Below are 16469 nucleotides of genomic sequence, written 5' to 3'. Positions count from 1 at the left end.
CCGGCCGCGCCCCTGCCCGGGATCGGCCACAATCACGGACCGGCGATGGACGCGAGGGTCAGCTGGCGACGGCACTGCCGGAGCGTCGGCTCCTCCGGTGTGGCCAGAGGTTCGAACCTAGACCAGGGCTTGTTCGGAAGGAGCGGCGCGACGATTGCCCGTTCCTCGTCAGTCAGTTCGTGGCGTCGTATTCATCCCTCCTTTTCCGAGGGATGAATCACGCAGCGGGCGCACTGGGAATCCCGTTTAGGGGGACGCGTTCCAGATTCTATCACCTGTAAAGTGAATCACTGTCAGACAGATGGTAGTTCGTTTACATTAGGTCGGAAACGGCACTTTCTGGGAAAGTCAGCAAATGATTGTTCCACCGCGGGTGCACAGCGACGACCTTACGGAGAGAGCAGACATTCTGTTCCCGGTGTGTACGGCGAGTCCGTTGGTCGTCATTCCTTGGTTGGAGGAACTCCTCCACGGATTTTCGTTGTACTCAGTATATCCAGCCTTCGTCTTAGGCGGATTCCCCATTTGGATGGTCCTTATTTGGATTTGGGAGCCGTTGGTTCCAGCAGGTGGCTTTAGGACTGCTAGCAGGCGTGTAGGGGCGTATGCGTGTATTGCTTTGCTAGCCTTTATTATTGGTCGTGGGACTATCATCCTATATAGGATGCTGAATGATGCCATCGGACTATAAAGTCTTGGGAGAGCACGCCGTAGACGCCCTCACTCACGAGGGTTACGCCGCTGTCGGTGGAGGAATCGGCGGTGCAATTGGCGGTTCCATCGTCGAACGCGCTCAGGGTCTTTCGGCGGGGTGAAGCGCCGGCTCCCGCCAGGATCGAGCGGCTTCGGGCGGTGACCGGAACGGCGCGCGCGCTGGCGGCGCAACCGCCGATCGAGGCAGCCACGCTCGCCGTGCAGCTCGACGCCGAGCATGGCATCGCCTTCGCTGCCGCCGCTCCCGCCCCCGCTTCGCTGCACCATGGTCCGAGATGCGCGCCGGTATTCTCGCTGCTATCGGTGACCTGCCGCCCGGAGGCGTGTGGCTGATCGCCGAGATCGCCGGGGAGCGGCTCTGGTGCGCGGCTGCGCGGCTCGGAGGACATCTCACGGGTGAGCGCTTCTTCGGAGCCCCGGCGTGCTAGCGCTGGCGTTCCAGCCGGGCGTGCGCTATGGCGCCCGACGAAGAGAGGGCGGGACATGGCCACTATTCCGGATCAAACCTATCACGACGCCATCTCGTCTGTGGACGAGATCATCGAGGACGCCCGCAACGGCCGCATGTTCATCCTCGTGGACCACGAGGACCGTGAGAACGAGGGCGACCTCGTCATCCCGGCGCAGATGTGCACGCCGAATGCGATCAATTTCATGGCGACCCACGGCCGCGGGCTCATCTGCCTGACGCTGACCGGCGATCGCCTCGACGCGCTCGGCCTGCCGCTGATGGCGCAGTCCAACTCCTCTCGCCACGAGACGGCGTTCACCGTGTCGATCGAGGCGCGCGAGGGCGTGACGACAGGGATCTCGGCGCACGACCGCGCCCGCACCGTCGCCGTGGCGATCGACCCGCGCTCCGGGCCGCAGGAGATCGCGACGCCCGGCCACATCTTCCCGCTTCGCGCCCGCGACGGCGGCGTGCTGGTCCGCGCCGGCCACACGGAGGCCGCGGTCGACATCGCGCGGCTGGCCGGCCTCAACGCCTCGGGCGTGATCTGCGAGATCATGAACGAAGACGGCACGATGGCGCGGCTGCCCGACCTCGTTGCCTTCGCCCAGCGGCACGGCCTGAAGATCGGCACCATCTCCGATCTCATCGCCTACCGCCGGCGCCACGACAACCTGGTGCGAGAAACCGCGGTCTCGGTCGTTCACTCCGCATTCGGCGGTGCCTGGCAGATGCGCATCTTCGCAGACGCGGCCAGCGGCGGCGAGCATATCGTCCTTTCCAAGGGTGATCTTACCCTGCCCGAACCCGTCCTCGTGCGGATGCACGCGATGAACCCGCTCGAGGACGTGCTCGGCGTCCACGGCGGTCGCAGCCACCAGCTGCATGACGCCATGAGCCTGATCGCCGACGAGGGCCGTGGCGTGGTCGTGCTGCTGCGCGAGACCAGCGCCAAGCTCGAACTCGGCGACCACGTTTCTCCGAACCGGCTGCGTCAGTATGGCATCGGCGCGCAGATCCTGACGGCGCTCGGCCTCGGCGAGCTGATCCTGCTCACCAATTCCCCGAGCCCGCGGCCGGTGGGGCTCGACGGCTACGGCCTGACGATTTCGGCGACCCGGCCGATCCCGGCGCGGAGCTGAACCATGGCGAGCACTGAGACCCACACCGTCCTGCCCCGTCCTCAGTTTACCGCGCCGACGCGCGTGCTGATCGTGATCGCGCCCTACTACCGTGACATCGCCGACGGGCTCCTCGCCGGGGCACAGGCGTCGCTCGCCGATGCCGGCGTCGAGGCGGAGGTTGTCGAGGTGCCGGGCGCGCTGGAGATACCGACGGCGATCAAGCTGGCCAGCCGCAGCGGCAGCTACGACGGCTACGTTGCGCTCGGTTGCGTGATCCGGGGCGAGACCACGCACTACGACACCGTCTGCAACGACAGCTCGCGCGGGCTCACGCTGCTCGGGCTCGACGGCCTCTGCATCGGCAACGGCATCCTGACGGTGGAAAATCACGCGCAGGCGGCCGTCAGGTCGGATCCGGCGGGTCAGAACAAGGGAGGCGGCGCGGCTGATGCGGCCCTGCACCTGATCGTTCTTGCCCGGAGGTTCCGCGGAGGTCGGTCGTGAGCAATCCGCAGCGGCCATCCGTCTCCGAGTCGCGCCGCATGCGCTCGGCGGCGCGCTTCTACGCGGTGCAGGCGCTTTTCCAGATGGAAGCGGCACAAGCCGCGCTGCCGGTCGTGCTCGAGGAGTTCGAGACGCATCGGATCGGCTCCGAGATCGACGGCGCGACCTACGCCAAGCCGGATCTCGAGCACTTCCGCACGCTGGTGACCGCTGCCGTGAGCGAGCAGGCGCGAGTCGACCAGCTCACCCATGCCGCGCTGGTGGCGCGATGGCCGATCGCGCGGATCGACCCGACGCTGCGTGCGCTGTTCCGCGTCGCGGGCGCGGAGTTCGTCGCGACGAACACGCCGCCCAAGGTGGCGATCACCGAGTACGTCGACGTGGCGAAAGCGTTCTACCCGGCCGGGAAGGAGGCGTCGTTCGTGAACGGCGTCCTCGATCACATGGCGCGCGCCGCGCGGCCCGAAGCGTTCACCTGAGCCGCGCGAACCAACACGGAAAGCAGACATCGGCCGGCCTGTGGCGCGCGCCGCCCGGCGACCGCGCTACTGCTTCCGCAGGCACGCCTCGTCGTTCGGCCGGCACTTTGCCTTGCGCTGCTGTTGCTGCTCCGCGCGCTTCGCCCGGTTGGCTTCGCGCGCCTGAGCAGCCTGTGCTTTCGCCCGCTGCTCCGCCCGCGCCCTGGCCTTTGCATCGGCCTGAGCTTGCGCCTTCGCATCCGCCTGAGCCTTGGCCCGACGTTCCGCCCGGGCGTCGGCGTTGGCTTTCGCTTTCGCGTCGGCCTGCGCCTTGGCACGCTGCTCGGCCCGCGCCTTGGCCTTTGCATCAGCCTGCGCCTGCGCGCGACGCTCGGCCTGCGCCTTGGCCTTTGCGTCCGACTGAGCCTTGGCCTTCGTTTCGGCCTGCGCCTTGGCTTTCGCGTCGGCCTGAGCCTTGGCCCGGCGGTCAGCCTGCGCCTTTGCGCGAGCATCGGCATCGGCCTTGGCCGCCCTGGCGTCGGCCTGCGCCTTCGCCCGCCGGTCGGCCTGCGCCTTGGCGCGAGCGTCCGCGTCCCGCTTTGCCTTGGCGTCCGTCTGCTGCTGGGCGCGCTGGTCTGCCTCGATCTTCGCGCGGCGCTCGAGAATTGCCTTCTGCCGCGCGGCGTGCTCGCGGTCGGCCGCGGCCGCATCCCGGCGGCGTTCCGCCGCCACCTTCTGCCGGGCCTCGCGCCGTTCGGCCGCAAGGCGCGCCTCGCGCTGCTCCTCGGCCTGCCGGGCGCGGCGGTCGTCACGCCGCTCCGCCGCCAGCCGTGCTTCCCGGCGTTCCGCTGCCTGCCGCTCGGCCTGCCGCAAGGCGCGCTCGTTCATTGTCTGCTGCGACGGGCGGAAGCCGCGCACCCACGGTTGACGCCGTTCGGGATCGGGCACGACCATCCAGCCGAGCGTGTCGCGCCGATAGTCATCGTAGTCGCGCGACGCGATCGGTCCGCGGCGATCCCAGCGGCGGGCGCGCGGATCCCAGTAGCGATCCCGTTCCCAGCCCCACGAGTGATCGCGCCGGTCATCGACCTGCTGCCAGCCCGGCCGCGGATAGAACTGCCGGTCGCGCCAGTCGAACTGCCGACGGTTCCAGTAGTCGTCCCAACCGTCGTCGTTCTTGTCGTCGTGCTTGTTGCCGAAGAACTGGGACACGAGAAACGCCGCGCCAAAGGCGAGAGCGCCGGTCACCAGCGGATTGGGCTGCAAGCCTCCACTCGTGGCTTGCTCGATGGGCGCCACATACGGCTGGGCCGTCGGGCGGGTGGTGTAGACCGTCTGCGGGTCATAGGTCGGGACATAGACCACCTTGGGATCGGCCGGGGCGATCGAGATGTCGCCGGTGTCGTCGGTCGCAACCGTCTGGGCGGCGTTGTCGGCGAGATTGCCCACCTCCTTCGCCTCCGCGCGCTTGCGCTGCACGGCGGCGAGCACGTCGTCGTCCTGACCGAGCATGGCGCGGCCCAGCCGATCGGTCCAGTCGAGGTCTTCGGACATGCGCTGGACGACGGTCGGAAAGCCTGACGCGAGAACCAGCACGCTCGGATCCCAGGTCTTTCCTTCGAGCTCGGTGCCAAGCTCGGCATCGGACATCTTCTCGGACGCCGTCAGGAACCGCTCCGCCTCGACGATCTGCAGCGGGTAGGTGGCAGCCACCAGCACCTGCGCGAGGAGCGCATCCGGGTAGAGCGCAACCGGAGCCACCAGGTCGTCAAGCTCCGCCTCGGTCAGCAGGACCGGGGCGTCGGCTTCCGTGTCGGTGGCCATGTCGGTGGTCGCGTCGGTCGCGTCAGTCGCGCCGGACGTGTCGGTCGCGTCGGCCGGGTCAGTCGCATTGGCCGCGTCGGATTGCCGCTGCTGCTCGTTGACGGCGTCTCGCAGCGCGTCCTGCGCCGTGGCTGCGATCGGGCCGAAAGCGGTCGCCATGCCGGCGAGGACCGCGACCATGGCGGAAAGCGTCTTCATGGCGTCACGTACTCCACGCCCGGGGTGCAGCCCGGGTTTTCCGGAAAGGAACGTCCGGCCAGTGGCCTTGGTTCCTCCCGGCGTCTGACACGCGGCAGCGGGCGCTTTCCGTCGCGGATCAGTCGAAGCGCCGGTTCTGCGGAAAGCCTCGCGGCGCCATCCGGCCGGCGTCGGCCCGCCGGCCGATCCATTCGTCGAGTTCGGGCTGCGCCACGGTGCGGGTGCGTCCGGCCGGATCCTTCCACGCAAGGCCGTCCGCCAGCGTGAAGGTGGTGGCGTCCGTCAGGCCGCCGTCCTTGTAGCGCTGCAGCCGCGTGCCCTTGCCGCGCGTCATCTCGTCGAGCTCGGCGAGGGGAAAGACCAGGACCTTGCGGTTGTCACCGGCCACGGCAACGTGATCGCCGCGCACCGGCCGGCAGACCTTGGCCCGGACGCCTTCCTTCAGGTTCAGGATCTGGCGCCCGGCGCGCGTCTGCGCCACCGCATCGTCCTCGCCGAGGATGAAACCGTCGCCGGCGTCGGAGGCAACCAGAAGCTTCGCCCCCGGCGTGTGGACGAAAAGCGTCACCATCTGCGCCTCGTTCGGGAGATCCACCATCAGGCGCACCGGCTCGCCCATGCCCCGGCCACCCGGGAGCGAATTGGCGGCGAGCGTGTACATCCGCCCGTTCGAGGCGAAGAGCAGCAGCTTGTCGGTGGTCTCGGCGTGGATCAGGAAACGCGGCCCGTCGCCGTCCTTGAACTTGAGCTCGGTCGAGGGGTCGATGCGGCCGCGCAGCGCGCGGATCCAGCCCATTTCGGAGCAGACGACGGTGATCGGCTCGCGCTCGATCATCGATTCGAGCGAGACTTCCTCCACCTCCGGCGCGTCGTCGAAGGTGGTGCGCCGCGCGCCGCCACGGGCCGACTTGCCGAACGCCTTGCGCGTCGCGCGGATCTCGTCGGCGATGCGGCGCCACTGCCCCGCCTCGGAGTCGAGGAGTTCGACAAGGCCGGCGCGCTCCACGGTGAGGGCATCGCGCTCGCCGCGGATCTCCATCTCTTCGAGCTTGCGCAAGTTGCGCAGGCGCATGTTGAGGATCGCCTCGGCCTGCACGTCGGTGAGGCTGAACTCGGCGATCATCACCGCCTTCGGATCATCCTCGTAGCGGATGATCTCGATCACCCGGTCGAGGTTCAGATAGGCGACGAGGAAGCCTTCGAGCACTTCGAGCCGGGCGTCGATCTTTGCCAGCCGGTGCCGCGACCGGCGCAGCAGCACGTCACGGCGATGATCGAGGAAGGCGCGCAGCACCTCGCGCAGCGTCGAGACCTGCGGCGTGCGGCCGTCGATCAGGACGTTCATGTTCATGGCGAAGCGGGTCTCGAGGTCGCTCGCCCGGAACAGCATTTCCATGAGGACGGTCGGATCCACGGTGCGGGCGCGGGGTTCGAGGATCAGGCGGATGTCCTCGGTGCTCTCGTCGCGCACGTCGGCGAGGAGTGGCACCTTCTTCTCGTTGATGAGGCCGGCAAGGCGCTCGATCAGGCGGCCTTTCGGCACCTGATAGGGGATTTCGGTGACGACGATCTGCCAGGTGCCGCGGCCGAGGTCTTCCACCTCCCAGCGGGCGCGCAGACGGAAGCCTCCGCGACCGGTGCGGTAGGCTTCCTTGATCGCGGCGCGCGGCTCGACGATGATTCCGCCGGTCGGAAAGTCCGGGCCCTGCACGAAGTCGAGCAACTTCTCGTCCGTGGCGGCGGGGTGCTGGATGAGATGGAGGCAGGCGGTGCAAAGCTCGTCGATGTTGTGCGGCGGGATGTTCGTCGCCATGCCGACGGCGATCCCGGAGGAGCCGTTCGCGAGCAGGTTCGGGAACGCGGCGGGCAGGACCACCGGCTCCTGCTCCGAACCGTCGTAGTTGTCGCGGAAGTCGACGGCGTCCTCGGCGAGCCCTTCCATCAGGGCGGCCGCCGCCGGGGTGAGACGGGCCTCGGTGTAGCGTTGGGCGGCAGGGTTGTCGCCGTCGATGTTGCCGAAGTTGCCCTGACCATCCACCAGCGGATAGCGGACATTGAAATCCTGCGCGAGGCGCGCGAGGGCGTCGTAGATCGCCTGATCGCCATGCGGGTGGTAGTTGCCCATCACCTCGCCGACGATCTTTGCGCACTTGCGAAAGGCACCGGTCGGATCGAGCCGCAGGCCACGCATGGCATAGAGAATGCGGCGATGCACCGGCTTCAGGCCGTCGCGGGCGTCGGGCAGCGCCCGATGCATGATCGTCGAAAGAGCGTAGGTGAGATACCGCTCACCAAGCGCGCGATCGAGCGGCTCGCTCACTTCCGATGGGGTATCGTGCGGCGGGATTTCGGGGGTTTCGTTGTCATCGGCCATACATATTGTGTACCGCGCCGGTTGGCGCGGATCCACTTCATTCGCTGGCGGAGAACGTGCCCGGCGTCAGGCCCGCTGTGCGAGGCCGTGGAGGGCCTGCTGCTGGACCGAACCGGCCAGAGCCCGGGTGATCCGGCGGCCGCGCTCGAGGTAGGCGTCGGCGTGACTGAGGTCGAGCATCTCGCCCAGCACTTCGTTGTGGAAGTACGGAACGAACGGATTGCGCGCCCCACCACCCGAGAAGGTGAGCTCGGAGAAGTAGGTCTGCTTGCCCTGCTGGAGGAAATCCACGCGCACGTGCAGGAAGTCCTCGGACAGACGCTTCGCCTCCGCGACCATCCGCTCGAAATCGGCGGGACGGGGCGGCCGCTCGGCGGTCTCGGGGTGACCGTTCCAGTGGAAGTCCACCGGCCCCCAGTTCAGGTCGAAGAGTGCATGACGGAACCGGCCGGGCGAGCGCTCGCTGATGTAGAGCACGAAGAGCGGCTGGCCGTGCAGGCAGTAGAACTTGAACTCGCGCATGCTTTCGCCGGGGCCGACGTTTTCTTCGGCCAGCCAGCGCTTCGGAATGCCGCGATAATGCAGCTCGCCGAGAATGCGCCAGTGGTCCCACTCGCCGAGACGCCTGAGCTGGGATGCGAGGGCGCGACGCCGGACGGGCTCCGCCTCGTCGATGAAATGGTGGGTGCCACAGCCGAAGGTGGATTTCAGCACGTACCGCTGCGGGAGCCGGGCCGCGGCCAGCTCCTCACCGGTCTCGAAGATGCCGTAGAGTTCCGGCGCCTGGATCTCGGCGCCCTTGAAGCGGAGGTAGTCGCGCACCGCCGCCTTGTCCGCCGCGAGTGTCATCAGCGGATTGGGGTGGTTCAGAAACTGCCAGCGGACCTTCTCGTTCACCCAGCGGGGCGATTCGAAGTCCGGCATGTGGGAATTCCGCACCGCATAGTGGTAGGTGACGGCCTCGCGGTCGGAGCGGAAGGTGCTGTCATACGCCTCGGTCTGTACCGGACGCGGCAACATGCCGAGACCGTTGCGCAGTCTCGCGACGCGCCAGGCCCATCTCAGGCGACGGTCGACGTCTCTGAGGAACGCGTCCCTGTCCAGATCAAACCTTGGCATCGCCTTCTAACTCCCCAAACCCCTACGCGTCGCAACGCGGCACAAGGCGCTGCGGTCACATCTGAGAAACGGACGAAGACACCACACCCCCCGAAACAGACGGCCCGCATCCTTTCGGGGCGGAGGGCATTTGTCCGCAGTTACATGAGATCACTGAATGTGACAAAAAAATGAATCATTTACTCAAGCATTCGCGACGTGGCCACAGCTCCCCAATGTCCCCACTGATTGGCGTAGCCTAGTTTTCTAGGCCGTGCAAGTATCCGGGACGAACAGTAAGAAAAATCAGGAAAAAGACGCAGTTTCCTCTTGATTTCTCGCCAGCGGAGTGAACTGGGCTGTCGCGGGCCGCGCGGTCGAGCGCGGCCGGAAAGAGGGAGCGGCGAGCCTGTCCAAGCGGTCGATCCTCATCACCGGTGCATCTTCAGGCATTGGCCTCGATGCGGCCTGCTCCCTGCGCCGGCGCGGCTGGCGGGTCCTGGCCGCCTGCCGGCGGGACGAAGACGCCGCGCGGCTGTCCACCGCCGGGGTCGAGCCGTTCTTGCTTGACCTCGCTTCCGATGGAAGCGTCGCGGCGCTCGCCGGCGAGGTGCTGGAGCGGACCGGCGGCCGGCTCGATGCTCTCTTCAACAATGCCGCCTTCGCAACGCCGGGGGCCGTCGAGGATCTGCCGCGGGTCGCTCTGCGCGAGATATTCGAGGTGAACCTCTTCGGGCAGATCGACCTCACGAACCGTCTGTTGCCGGCGATGCGGCTGGCCGGAAGCGGGCGGGTGGTGATGAACTCGTCGGTTCTCGGACTGGTCGCGGCGCCCTGGCGCGGGGCCTATGTGGCGACGAAGTTCGCTCTCGAGGGCATCACCGACGCCTTGCGGCTGGAGCTTGCGGGCTCCGGCGTCCACGTGATCCTGATCCAGCCCGGACCGATCGACACGCCGTTCCGGCGCAACTCCATCCCGCACTTCGAGCGGCATATCGACTGGCGGACCTCGCCGCACCAGTCGGCCTACGAGACGCGTCTGCTGCCGCGGCTCTATGCGGACACCCCGGGGCCCGGACAGCATCCGGCGTCGTCCGTGACGGCGCGGCTGATCGAGGCGCTGGAGAGCCGCCGGCCGCGGGCGCGCTATGCGGTGACCGGCACGACTCGCGGCGCGGCGATCATGCGGCGCCTGTTTCCGACCGCCCTGAGCGACCGCATCCTGAGGCTCAGGTAGCCGCCCAAGACGCTTCCCATGGGGGAGAAAAGCCATAGAGTGCGGTCAGGCTGTCACCAGAGAAAGAAGAACCGCCGCATGGGGCACGTCATCACTTTCGCCCAGCAGAAGGGCGGGGCCGGAAAGACCACGCTTCTCGCGCACCTTGCCGCCGCCTGGGCCGAGGCCGGGCGGACGGTCGCGGTCATGGACCTCGATCCACAGCGATCGCTGACGCGCTGGGCGGCCCTTCGGGCCGATCCGGCGATCGAGGTGCTGGAGTCAAAGGACTATCGGGCGAGTTCTGACATCCGGGCGGCGCGGAAGGCCTACGATTTCGTGCTGGTGGACTGCCCCGGCGCGGCGACGAGTCTGCTCGAGAACGTCATCCGGGAGAGCGACCTGGTCCTGGCGCCCTGCCAGCCGTCCGGCATGGACGTGTGGGCGCTGGAGACGGTGATCGAGACGGCGGCGAAGCTGAAGCGGCCGCTCCGGATCGTGCTGAACCGGATGCCGCCGCGGCTTGCCAGCCTCGACGAGGTGCTGACGGCGCTCGGGCCGTCGCGGGCCCTGCTGCTGGCGACGCAACTCGGCAACCGGAACGCGTTCTCGAAGTCGATGCTCGACGGGCGGACGGCGCCCGAGGTCTCGGGGCGATCGACGGCGGCGGCGGAAATCTATGGTCTCCGGGCAGAGCTCGGGGCGCTGCTGCCGCGTCTGTGACGGTGCTGACCTGACTCGGGTCAGACGCTCCACTCACCTGTGACGAGCGCCCAGGCGGCGAGGGTGGCGTTGGCCACGGCATGGGCGACGAAGGCATCGGCGAGGCGACCGCGGCTGAGCGCCGCGACGCCGAAGGCGGCGCCCGCCAGGCTGCCGGCGATCCAGCGTCCATGGAGCAGCCCGAAGAGCACGGCGGCGATCACCACGGCGAGGAGCGGCGGCACGCCCGCGCGGATCAGCCGGGGCTGAATGTAGCCGCGAAAGAACGCCTCCTCGACGAGCGGCGTCAGAAGCACGGCGCCGAGGAGGCGCACCGCGACCCACGATCCGACTGGCGCCGGTGACGGCTCGCTGATGAGCCAGCCGATGCCAACCACAAGGCCAAGGGCGATCGCGTGAGGCGATGGTGCGCCGAGACGCACCCAGGTTCCGGCGAAGGGCAGGAGCGCCGCGAGCATCACGGCGGCGCGCAGCGGATACCACGCGGCCGGCTCTGGTGTGAACGTGTCGATGGCGAGCGCTGCCAGCATGGTTGCAACGAAAGGCAGAATCAGCGCCGCCGTGGCGTTCGGGGGCCGGGTCCCGGTGTCGGCGCGCAGCACCGCGAGGCGGGTGAGAGCGATCAGGGCGAAGGCGAGAAGCGTGAAGGCGAGCCAGCCCGCATGGCTGTGAAAGCCATTCACCGCGAGCTCGGGGGAAACCCGCGCGCCAATCAGCACGAGGCCACCGATGCGCAGGGCGTTGAGGCCGAGGCTTGCGGCGATGGCGAGGGGAAAGAGCGCGAAGGCGTGGGGCCAGCGCAGGCCGCGACGGTGGATCCAGACGTGGGTCGCAAGCAGCGCGGTGATGAGCGCCATGCCTTCCATTCCGGAGCAGGGCCCCGCGACCTCGATGGCGAAATCGTCAAGGCGAATGACCCGATCGGCCGGAAACACCTCCACCAAGCCGAACTGCGCGAGGCCGGTTGCCACGAGGGCAAAAGTGAGATCAGGCAGCGCCGCGCCGTGCCAGAGCCCGTCCGCCAGTCCGAGGAGCTCCGGCGCGGCGAAGGCCAGCGCGATCGGGGCGAGGCAGGCGGGCCGGAGGAGTCGCGCCCAGTGCGCCGCCGGGGCGAGCCAGAGCAGCGTGCCTGTCGTCGCGAGGATCACCCCGATCCCCCAGACCGGCAGGCTCGCCCGGAACGTCGCGGCGAAGTCGCCGGAGGCGAGTGCCGGCAGCAGGATGAGCCCGACGCCGGCAAGCTGAACGCCGGGCCAGATGCCGGGGCGGCGCGGCGGAAGGCCTGACAGAAGGCCGCGAAGCGCCGGCACCAGTGCGACCACGGCGAGCAGGGCCATCCCGCGCCCGAGGGAGTTCCGCACTGCCATGCACGCGCCGTAGGCGCCGGTAGCACGGCAGTCGAAATCGACCGCAAACTGGAAGACGTTGGCGATGGTCAGGATTTCGACCGCCACGAGCGCCAGCACGAAGACCGGAAGCCGGTGCGCCGGCGCGAAGGGCGGGTCGGTCATGGCGGTCTTTCAGATGTCGGGGTGGAACTTCGCGGTGGCACGATTAATGTTGCGTTAAGAAATAGACAAAATGTTTCATAATATAGACGGGGCATGTCGATAAAATATCGGCACCGTATCTTGCGGGGTGCGCGCGCGACACCTTATGGTCCGCGTCGGGCAGCGATCCGGTTGGGGCGTTACGGAGGTCGGAGCGATGCTCCTGAGATTGTCCCTGCTTGCCTTGCCACTTCTGCTGCTGGCAGCGCCACCAACGCTGGCGCATTGCAACTGTACGCCGGTCTCCGCGCCGGAGATCGACGCCGGCAGCGGCCTTGCGGCGCTGGCGGCCGTGGGCGGAATGCTCGCCTACGCCTTCGAGCGGCGCCGACGCCCCTGAGAGGCGGCGCTCGCAACACGCTGGCAATAACGCTTTCGCGAGGGTAAACTCCGCGCCATCGCACCGGAGGCCAACTCCGGGCGGGTGGACAGGCAGAGATGGGAAAGGCAGTTCCCGATGACCGAGATGGTCTATGGCGCCGTGCCGGCGAGGCACGGGGAGCCGATTCTACCCGAATGGTGGCGGACGGTCGATCGCGGTTCGCTGGCGGCGATCACCGGGCTGTTCCTGATCGGAACGCTGCTCGGTCTCGCCGCCTCTCCGCCGCTTGCGGTGAGGAACGGGCTTGATCCGTTTCACTACGTCTGGCGACAGGCCGGCTTCGGGGCGTTCGCGTTCCTGCTGATGCTCGTGGTCTCGATGATGGCACCGCAGCGGCTGCGCCGCTGGGGCGTCGTGGCGTTCCTCCTTGCCGTCGTGGCGCTCATGCTGCTGCCGGTCTTCGGCACCGATTTCGGCAAGGGGGCGGTCCGCTGGTATTCGCTCAAGGTCATCTCGGTGCAGCCGGCGGAGTTCCTGAAACCTTCGTTTGCGATCTTCGCGGCGTGGCTGATGGCGGCGAGCTACGACATCAAGGGGCCGCCGGGGAAGGGCATGTCGTTCGCGGTCGCGGTGGCGCTGACCGCGACGCTGGCGTTGCAGCCGGATTTCGGCCAGGCGGGCCTCATCATCGCGAGCTGGGCGCTGATGTACTTCGCCGCCGGCGCGCCGGTCGTGCTGCTCGGCTCGATCGGGGCCGGGGTAATGGGCGTCGGCTGGTTCGCCTACCACAACTCCGAGCACGTGGCGCGGCGCATCGACGGGTTTCTCTCGTCCGACGTCGATCCGCTGACCCAGATCGGCTACGCGACCAACGCGATTCAGGAGGGCGGCCTGCTCGGCGTCGGCCTCGGCAACGGACAGGTGAAATGGACCCTGCCGGACGCCCATACGGATTTCATCATCGCGGTGGCGGCGGAGGAGTTCGGGTTGCTGCTCTGCATCGTGATCCTCGTGCTCTATGCCACGGTGGTCGCGCGGTCGCTGATGCGGCTGGTGCGCGAGCGTGATCCGTTCATTCGCCTCGCGGGCACCGGCCTCGCCGTGCAGCTCGGGATGCAGGCGATGATCAACATCGGCGTCGCCGTGCGGCTCCTGCCCGCGAAGGGGATGACGTTGCCGCTCATCTCTTACGGCGGGTCGTCGCTGATCGCCGCCGGCCTTGGCCTCGGGGTGCTGCTGGCCATGACGCGCAAGCGGCCGCAGTACGAGCCACTGGAAGACATCCTCGGCGTCGGAGCGGTGCGCTGAACGCGCCGCGGCTCGTCATCGCCGCCGGGGGCACCGGCGGCCACATGTTCCCGGCGCAGGCGCTGGCGGAAGAGATGCTGCGCCGTGGCTGGCGGGTGACGCTGGCGACGGACGCGCGTGGGGCGCGTTACGCCGGGGGCTTCCCCGCGGAGGTCGAGCGGCAGGCGACGCCGGCGGCGACTTTCGCGCAGGGCAGCATCTGGACGCGGGTGACGGCGCCGTTTGCGATCGCGGCCGGTGCCGTGGCGACGATCCTCGCCATGCGGCGCGACCGGCCGGCGGTCGTCGCGGGCTTCGGCGGCTACCCGGCGCTGCCGGCGATGATCGCCGCGCGGGCACTGAAGCTTCCCTGCCTCATCCATGAGCAGAATGGCGTGCTCGGGCGGGTCAATCGGGCGTTCGCGGCGAAGGTCGATGTCGTCGCCTGCGGCACATGGCCGACGCCGGTGCCGGCCGGTGCGACGGCCGTGCCGATCGGCAATCCGGTGCGGGCGGCGGTGCTGGCCGAGGCCGGCGCGGCCTATCCGGTGCCGGGAGACGGGCCGGTCGGGCTGCTGGTGATCGGCGGCAGTCAGGGGGCAGGGCTCTTCGGGCGGGTCGTGCCGGCCGCACTGGCGCTGCTGCCGGAGGAATTGCGCAGCCGGATCCGGCTGTCGCAACAGGTGCGGCCCGAGGATATGGACCGGGTGCGGGCGGTCTACGATGACATGGGGATTTCGGCGGAGTTGCGCGGCTTCTTCGAGGACGTGCCGGAGCGGCTGGCGGCGGCGGGCCTCGTGGTGAGCCGGGCCGGCGCCTCGTCGATCGCCGACATCACGGTGATCGGCCGGCCGGCGGTGCTCATTCCGTACGCGGCGGCGATGGACGATCATCAGGCGGCGAACGCCGCGGGGCTGGTGGCGGCCGGAGGCGCCTTCATGCTGCGCGAGGCGGAGTTGACGGCGGAGGGGCTCGCAGGGCACATCGCCGCGATTCTCGGCGATCCGCAAGGCGCGGCGGCGATGGCGGCAGCGGCGCTCTCCGTGGGGCGGCCGGGTGCGACGACGGATCTGGCGGCGCTGGTGGAAGAGCTGGCGGGGAAGGGACGAGAGACATGAACGGACAGACGCGCCTGCCCCACGACATCGGGGCAATCCACTTCGTCGGCATCGGCGGCATCGGCATGTCAGGCATCGCCGAGGTGCTGCTGAATCACGGCTTCCAGGTGCAGGGATCGGACGCGAAGGCGTCGCCGATCACCGAGCGGCTGGAGTCGAAGGGCGCACGGATTTTCATCGGCCAGGCGGCGGAGAACCTCGAAGGCGCCGAGGTGGTGGTGACTTCCTCGGCGATCAAGCGCGGCAACCCGGAGCTCGACGCGGCGCGGGCGAAGAACCTGCCGGTGGTGCGCCGGGCGGAGATGCTGGCCGAACTCATGCGGCTGAAGTCGAACGTGGCGGTGGCAGGCACCCACGGCAAGACGACGACGACCTCGATGGTGGCCGCACTTCTCGACGGCGGCGGCATGGACCCGACCGTGGTGAACGGCGGGATCATCCACGCCTATGGCTCGAACGCGCGAATCGGTGCGGGCGAGTGGATGGTGGTGGAGGCCGACGAGAGCGACGGGACGTTCGTCAAGCTGCCGGCGACCGTGGCGATCGTCACGAACATCGACCCCGAGCATCTCGACCACTACGGCGATTTCGAGGGGGTGAAGGCGGCGTTCGACACGTTCGTCTCGAACATCCCGTTCTACGGGCTCGCGGTCTGCTGCCTCGACCACCCGGAGGTACAGGCGCTGGTCGGGCGGATCACCGACCGTCGTGTCGCGACCTACGGCTTCTCGCCGCAGGCCGACGTGCAGTGCCGCAACCTCCGCTTCGAGGATGGCGGCGCGATCTTCGACGTGGCGCTGAACGCCGAGGGGCGGAGCATCGAGGACGTGCGCCTGCCGATGACGGGAGACCACAACGTCGCGAACGCGCTCGCCGCGATCACGGTGGCGCGGCATCTCGGGATTGGCGCGAAGGCGATCAGGGCCGCACTCGCGGCCTTCGGCGGGGTGAACCGGCGGTTCACCAGGGTCGGTGTCTGGAACGGCGTGACGATCATCGATGACTATGGTCATCACCCGGTGGAGATCGCAGCGGTGCTGAAGGCGGCGCGGCAGGCGACCAAGGGGCGGGTGATCGCGGTGCACCAGCCGCACCGCTACACCCGGCTTCGCGACCTCTTCACACAGTTCTGCGGCTGCTTCAACGACGCCGACGTGGTGGCGATCGCCGACGTTTATTCCGCCGGTGAGATGCCGATAGAGGGCGTGTCGCGCGACACGCTCGTCGGCGGCCTGATTGCCCACGGCCACCGCCGCGCGCTGCCCCTCGCGAGCGAGGAGGCGCTGGTGGATCTGGTGAAGGCCGAATGCGGCCCGGGCGACATGCTGGTCTGCCTTGGCGCGGGCTCGATCAGCGGCTGGGCGAATGCGCTGCCGGAGCGGCTCGAGAACGGCGCCCGCGAGGCCGTGGAGGCCTGAGCGGCGGCGGCGCGTCGGGCGGCCCGCGTGCGGCAGCCGTCCGCCCGCGCCGCGCTTTGACCGAGTCGCGGATTTCACCGGGGCCTCATG

General features: G+C 68.6%; 14 protein-coding genes. 10 read left to right on the top strand and 4 right to left on the bottom strand.

The window, feature by feature from the left end:
• Positions 1 to 762 precede the first annotated feature (762 nt).
• From HNP73_RS06965 to nusB, 4 genes are all read left to right on the top strand, one after another.
• A complete protein-coding gene (locus HNP73_RS06965; RefSeq protein ID WP_184147843.1) occupies positions 763 to 1047 on the top strand; it encodes a hypothetical protein in 285 nt (94 codons plus the stop codon).
• A 150-nt stretch (positions 1048 to 1197) separates the two neighbouring features.
• Positions 1198 to 2307 (top strand): 3,4-dihydroxy-2-butanone-4-phosphate synthase, encoded by a 1110-nt coding sequence (ribB, locus tag HNP73_RS06960; protein ID WP_184147842.1) that lies wholly within the window; start codon positions 1198 to 1200, stop codon positions 2305 to 2307.
• A gap of 3 nt (positions 2308 to 2310) precedes the next feature.
• Positions 2311 to 2793, top strand: coding sequence for a 6,7-dimethyl-8-ribityllumazine synthase (locus tag HNP73_RS06955; RefSeq protein ID WP_184147841.1), 483 nt, complete (start codon positions 2311 to 2313; stop codon positions 2791 to 2793).
• Positions 2794 to 2831: 38 nt separating this feature from the next.
• Complete coding sequence (gene nusB / locus HNP73_RS06950) at positions 2832 to 3272, top strand: transcription antitermination factor NusB (protein WP_184148079.1); 441 nt, start codon at positions 2832 to 2834, stop codon at positions 3270 to 3272.
• A gap of 66 nt (positions 3273 to 3338) precedes the next feature.
• On the opposite strand, the gene HNP73_RS06945 is transcribed toward nusB, so the two are convergent.
• From HNP73_RS06945 to HNP73_RS06935, 3 genes are all read right to left on the bottom strand, one after another.
• The gene (locus HNP73_RS06945) at positions 3339 to 5273 is read right to left on the bottom strand and encodes a DUF3300 domain-containing protein (RefSeq protein ID WP_184147840.1); all 1935 of its coding nucleotides are present in this window, start codon (positions 5271 to 5273) and stop codon (positions 3339 to 3341) included.
• A 118-nt stretch (positions 5274 to 5391) separates the two neighbouring features.
• Positions 5392 to 7647: a DNA topoisomerase IV subunit A gene (gene parC / locus HNP73_RS06940; RefSeq protein WP_184147839.1), complete on the bottom strand. Its 2256-nt coding sequence runs from the start codon at positions 7645 to 7647 to the stop codon at positions 5392 to 5394.
• 66 nt (positions 7648 to 7713) lie between these two features.
• Positions 7714 to 8766 (bottom strand): ATP-grasp fold amidoligase family protein, encoded by a 1053-nt coding sequence (locus HNP73_RS06935; protein ID WP_184147838.1) that lies wholly within the window; start codon positions 8764 to 8766, stop codon positions 7714 to 7716.
• A gap of 388 nt (positions 8767 to 9154) precedes the next feature.
• Between HNP73_RS06935 and HNP73_RS06930 the strand changes: the two genes are divergently transcribed.
• Complete coding sequence (locus HNP73_RS06930; protein WP_184148078.1) at positions 9155 to 9982, top strand: SDR family NAD(P)-dependent oxidoreductase; 828 nt, start codon at positions 9155 to 9157, stop codon at positions 9980 to 9982.
• A 78-nt stretch (positions 9983 to 10060) separates the two neighbouring features.
• Positions 10061 to 10684 carry a ParA family partition ATPase gene (gene parA / locus HNP73_RS06925; protein ID WP_184147837.1) on the top strand — a complete coding sequence of 208 codons (624 nt, stop codon included), beginning with the start codon at positions 10061 to 10063 and terminating at the stop codon, positions 10682 to 10684.
• 20 nt (positions 10685 to 10704) lie between these two features.
• Here the strand turns inward: parA and xrtE are convergent, their stop codons facing one another.
• Positions 10705 to 12195, bottom strand: a complete 1491-nt coding sequence (gene xrtE, locus HNP73_RS06920) for an exosortase E/protease, VPEID-CTERM system (protein WP_184147836.1) — start codon at positions 12193 to 12195, stop codon at positions 10705 to 10707.
• Positions 12196 to 12391: 196 nt separating this feature from the next.
• On the opposite strand from xrtE, the gene HNP73_RS06915 reads away from it, so the two are divergent.
• The 4 genes from HNP73_RS06915 to murC all read left to right on the top strand — a co-directional run bounded on the left by HNP73_RS06915 (position 12392) and on the right by murC (position 16379).
• Positions 12392 to 12574 (top strand): VPEID-CTERM sorting domain-containing protein, encoded by a 183-nt coding sequence (locus HNP73_RS06915; protein WP_184147835.1) that lies wholly within the window; start codon positions 12392 to 12394, stop codon positions 12572 to 12574.
• 117 nt (positions 12575 to 12691) lie between these two features.
• Positions 12692 to 13864, top strand: a complete 1173-nt coding sequence (locus tag HNP73_RS06910) for a peptidoglycan glycosyltransferase FtsW (protein WP_184147834.1) — start codon at positions 12692 to 12694, stop codon at positions 13862 to 13864.
• The gene (locus HNP73_RS06905) at positions 13861 to 14961 is read left to right on the top strand and encodes a UDP-N-acetylglucosamine--N-acetylmuramyl-(pentapeptide) pyrophosphoryl-undecaprenol N-acetylglucosamine transferase (RefSeq protein WP_184148077.1); all 1101 of its coding nucleotides are present in this window, start codon (positions 13861 to 13863) and stop codon (positions 14959 to 14961) included. Before HNP73_RS06910 ends, HNP73_RS06905 begins: the two co-directional genes overlap by 4 nt.
• Positions 14958 to 16379, top strand: a complete 1422-nt coding sequence (murC, locus tag HNP73_RS06900; RefSeq protein ID WP_184147833.1) for a UDP-N-acetylmuramate--L-alanine ligase — start codon at positions 14958 to 14960, stop codon at positions 16377 to 16379. The genes HNP73_RS06905 and murC overlap by 4 nt, the downstream gene beginning before the upstream one ends.
• The last annotated feature ends 90 nt before the right edge of the window (positions 16380 to 16469 follow it).

The sequence above is a fragment of the Amaricoccus macauensis genome, assembly GCF_014201905.1.
In the GTDB taxonomy this organism is placed as follows: Bacteria; Pseudomonadota; Alphaproteobacteria; order Rhodobacterales; family Rhodobacteraceae; genus Amaricoccus; species Amaricoccus macauensis.
This window is presented reverse-complemented; position numbering and strand designations above follow the sequence as displayed.

What these genes read in the sequence shown, in the direction of transcription:
- HNP73_RS06915 (WP_184147835.1), top strand. Translation starts at nt 12,392, where the DNA reads ATGCTCCTGAGATTGTCCCTGCTTGCCTTGCCACTTCTGCTGCTGGCA.
- HNP73_RS06945 (WP_184147840.1), bottom strand. Translation starts at nt 5,273, where the DNA reads ATGAAGACGCTTTCCGCCATGGTCGCGGTCCTCGCCGGCATGGCGACC.
- ribB (WP_184147842.1), top strand. Translation starts at nt 1,198, where the DNA reads ATGGCCACTATTCCGGATCAAACCTATCACGACGCCATCTCGTCTGTG.
- HNP73_RS06910 (WP_184147834.1), top strand. Translation starts at nt 12,692, where the DNA reads ATGACCGAGATGGTCTATGGCGCCGTGCCGGCGAGGCACGGGGAGCCG.
- HNP73_RS06955 (WP_184147841.1), top strand. Translation starts at nt 2,311, where the DNA reads ATGGCGAGCACTGAGACCCACACCGTCCTGCCCCGTCCTCAGTTTACC.
- parC (WP_184147839.1), bottom strand. Translation starts at nt 7,647, where the DNA reads ATGGCCGATGACAACGAAACCCCCGAAATCCCGCCGCACGATACCCCA.
- parA (WP_184147837.1), top strand. Translation starts at nt 10,061, where the DNA reads ATGGGGCACGTCATCACTTTCGCCCAGCAGAAGGGCGGGGCCGGAAAG.
- nusB (WP_184148079.1), top strand. Translation starts at nt 2,832, where the DNA reads ATGCGCTCGGCGGCGCGCTTCTACGCGGTGCAGGCGCTTTTCCAGATG.
- HNP73_RS06935 (WP_184147838.1), bottom strand. Translation starts at nt 8,766, where the DNA reads ATGCCAAGGTTTGATCTGGACAGGGACGCGTTCCTCAGAGACGTCGAC.
- murC (WP_184147833.1), top strand. Translation starts at nt 14,958, where the DNA reads ATGAACGGACAGACGCGCCTGCCCCACGACATCGGGGCAATCCACTTC.
- xrtE (WP_184147836.1), bottom strand. Translation starts at nt 12,195, where the DNA reads ATGACCGACCCGCCCTTCGCGCCGGCGCACCGGCTTCCGGTCTTCGTG.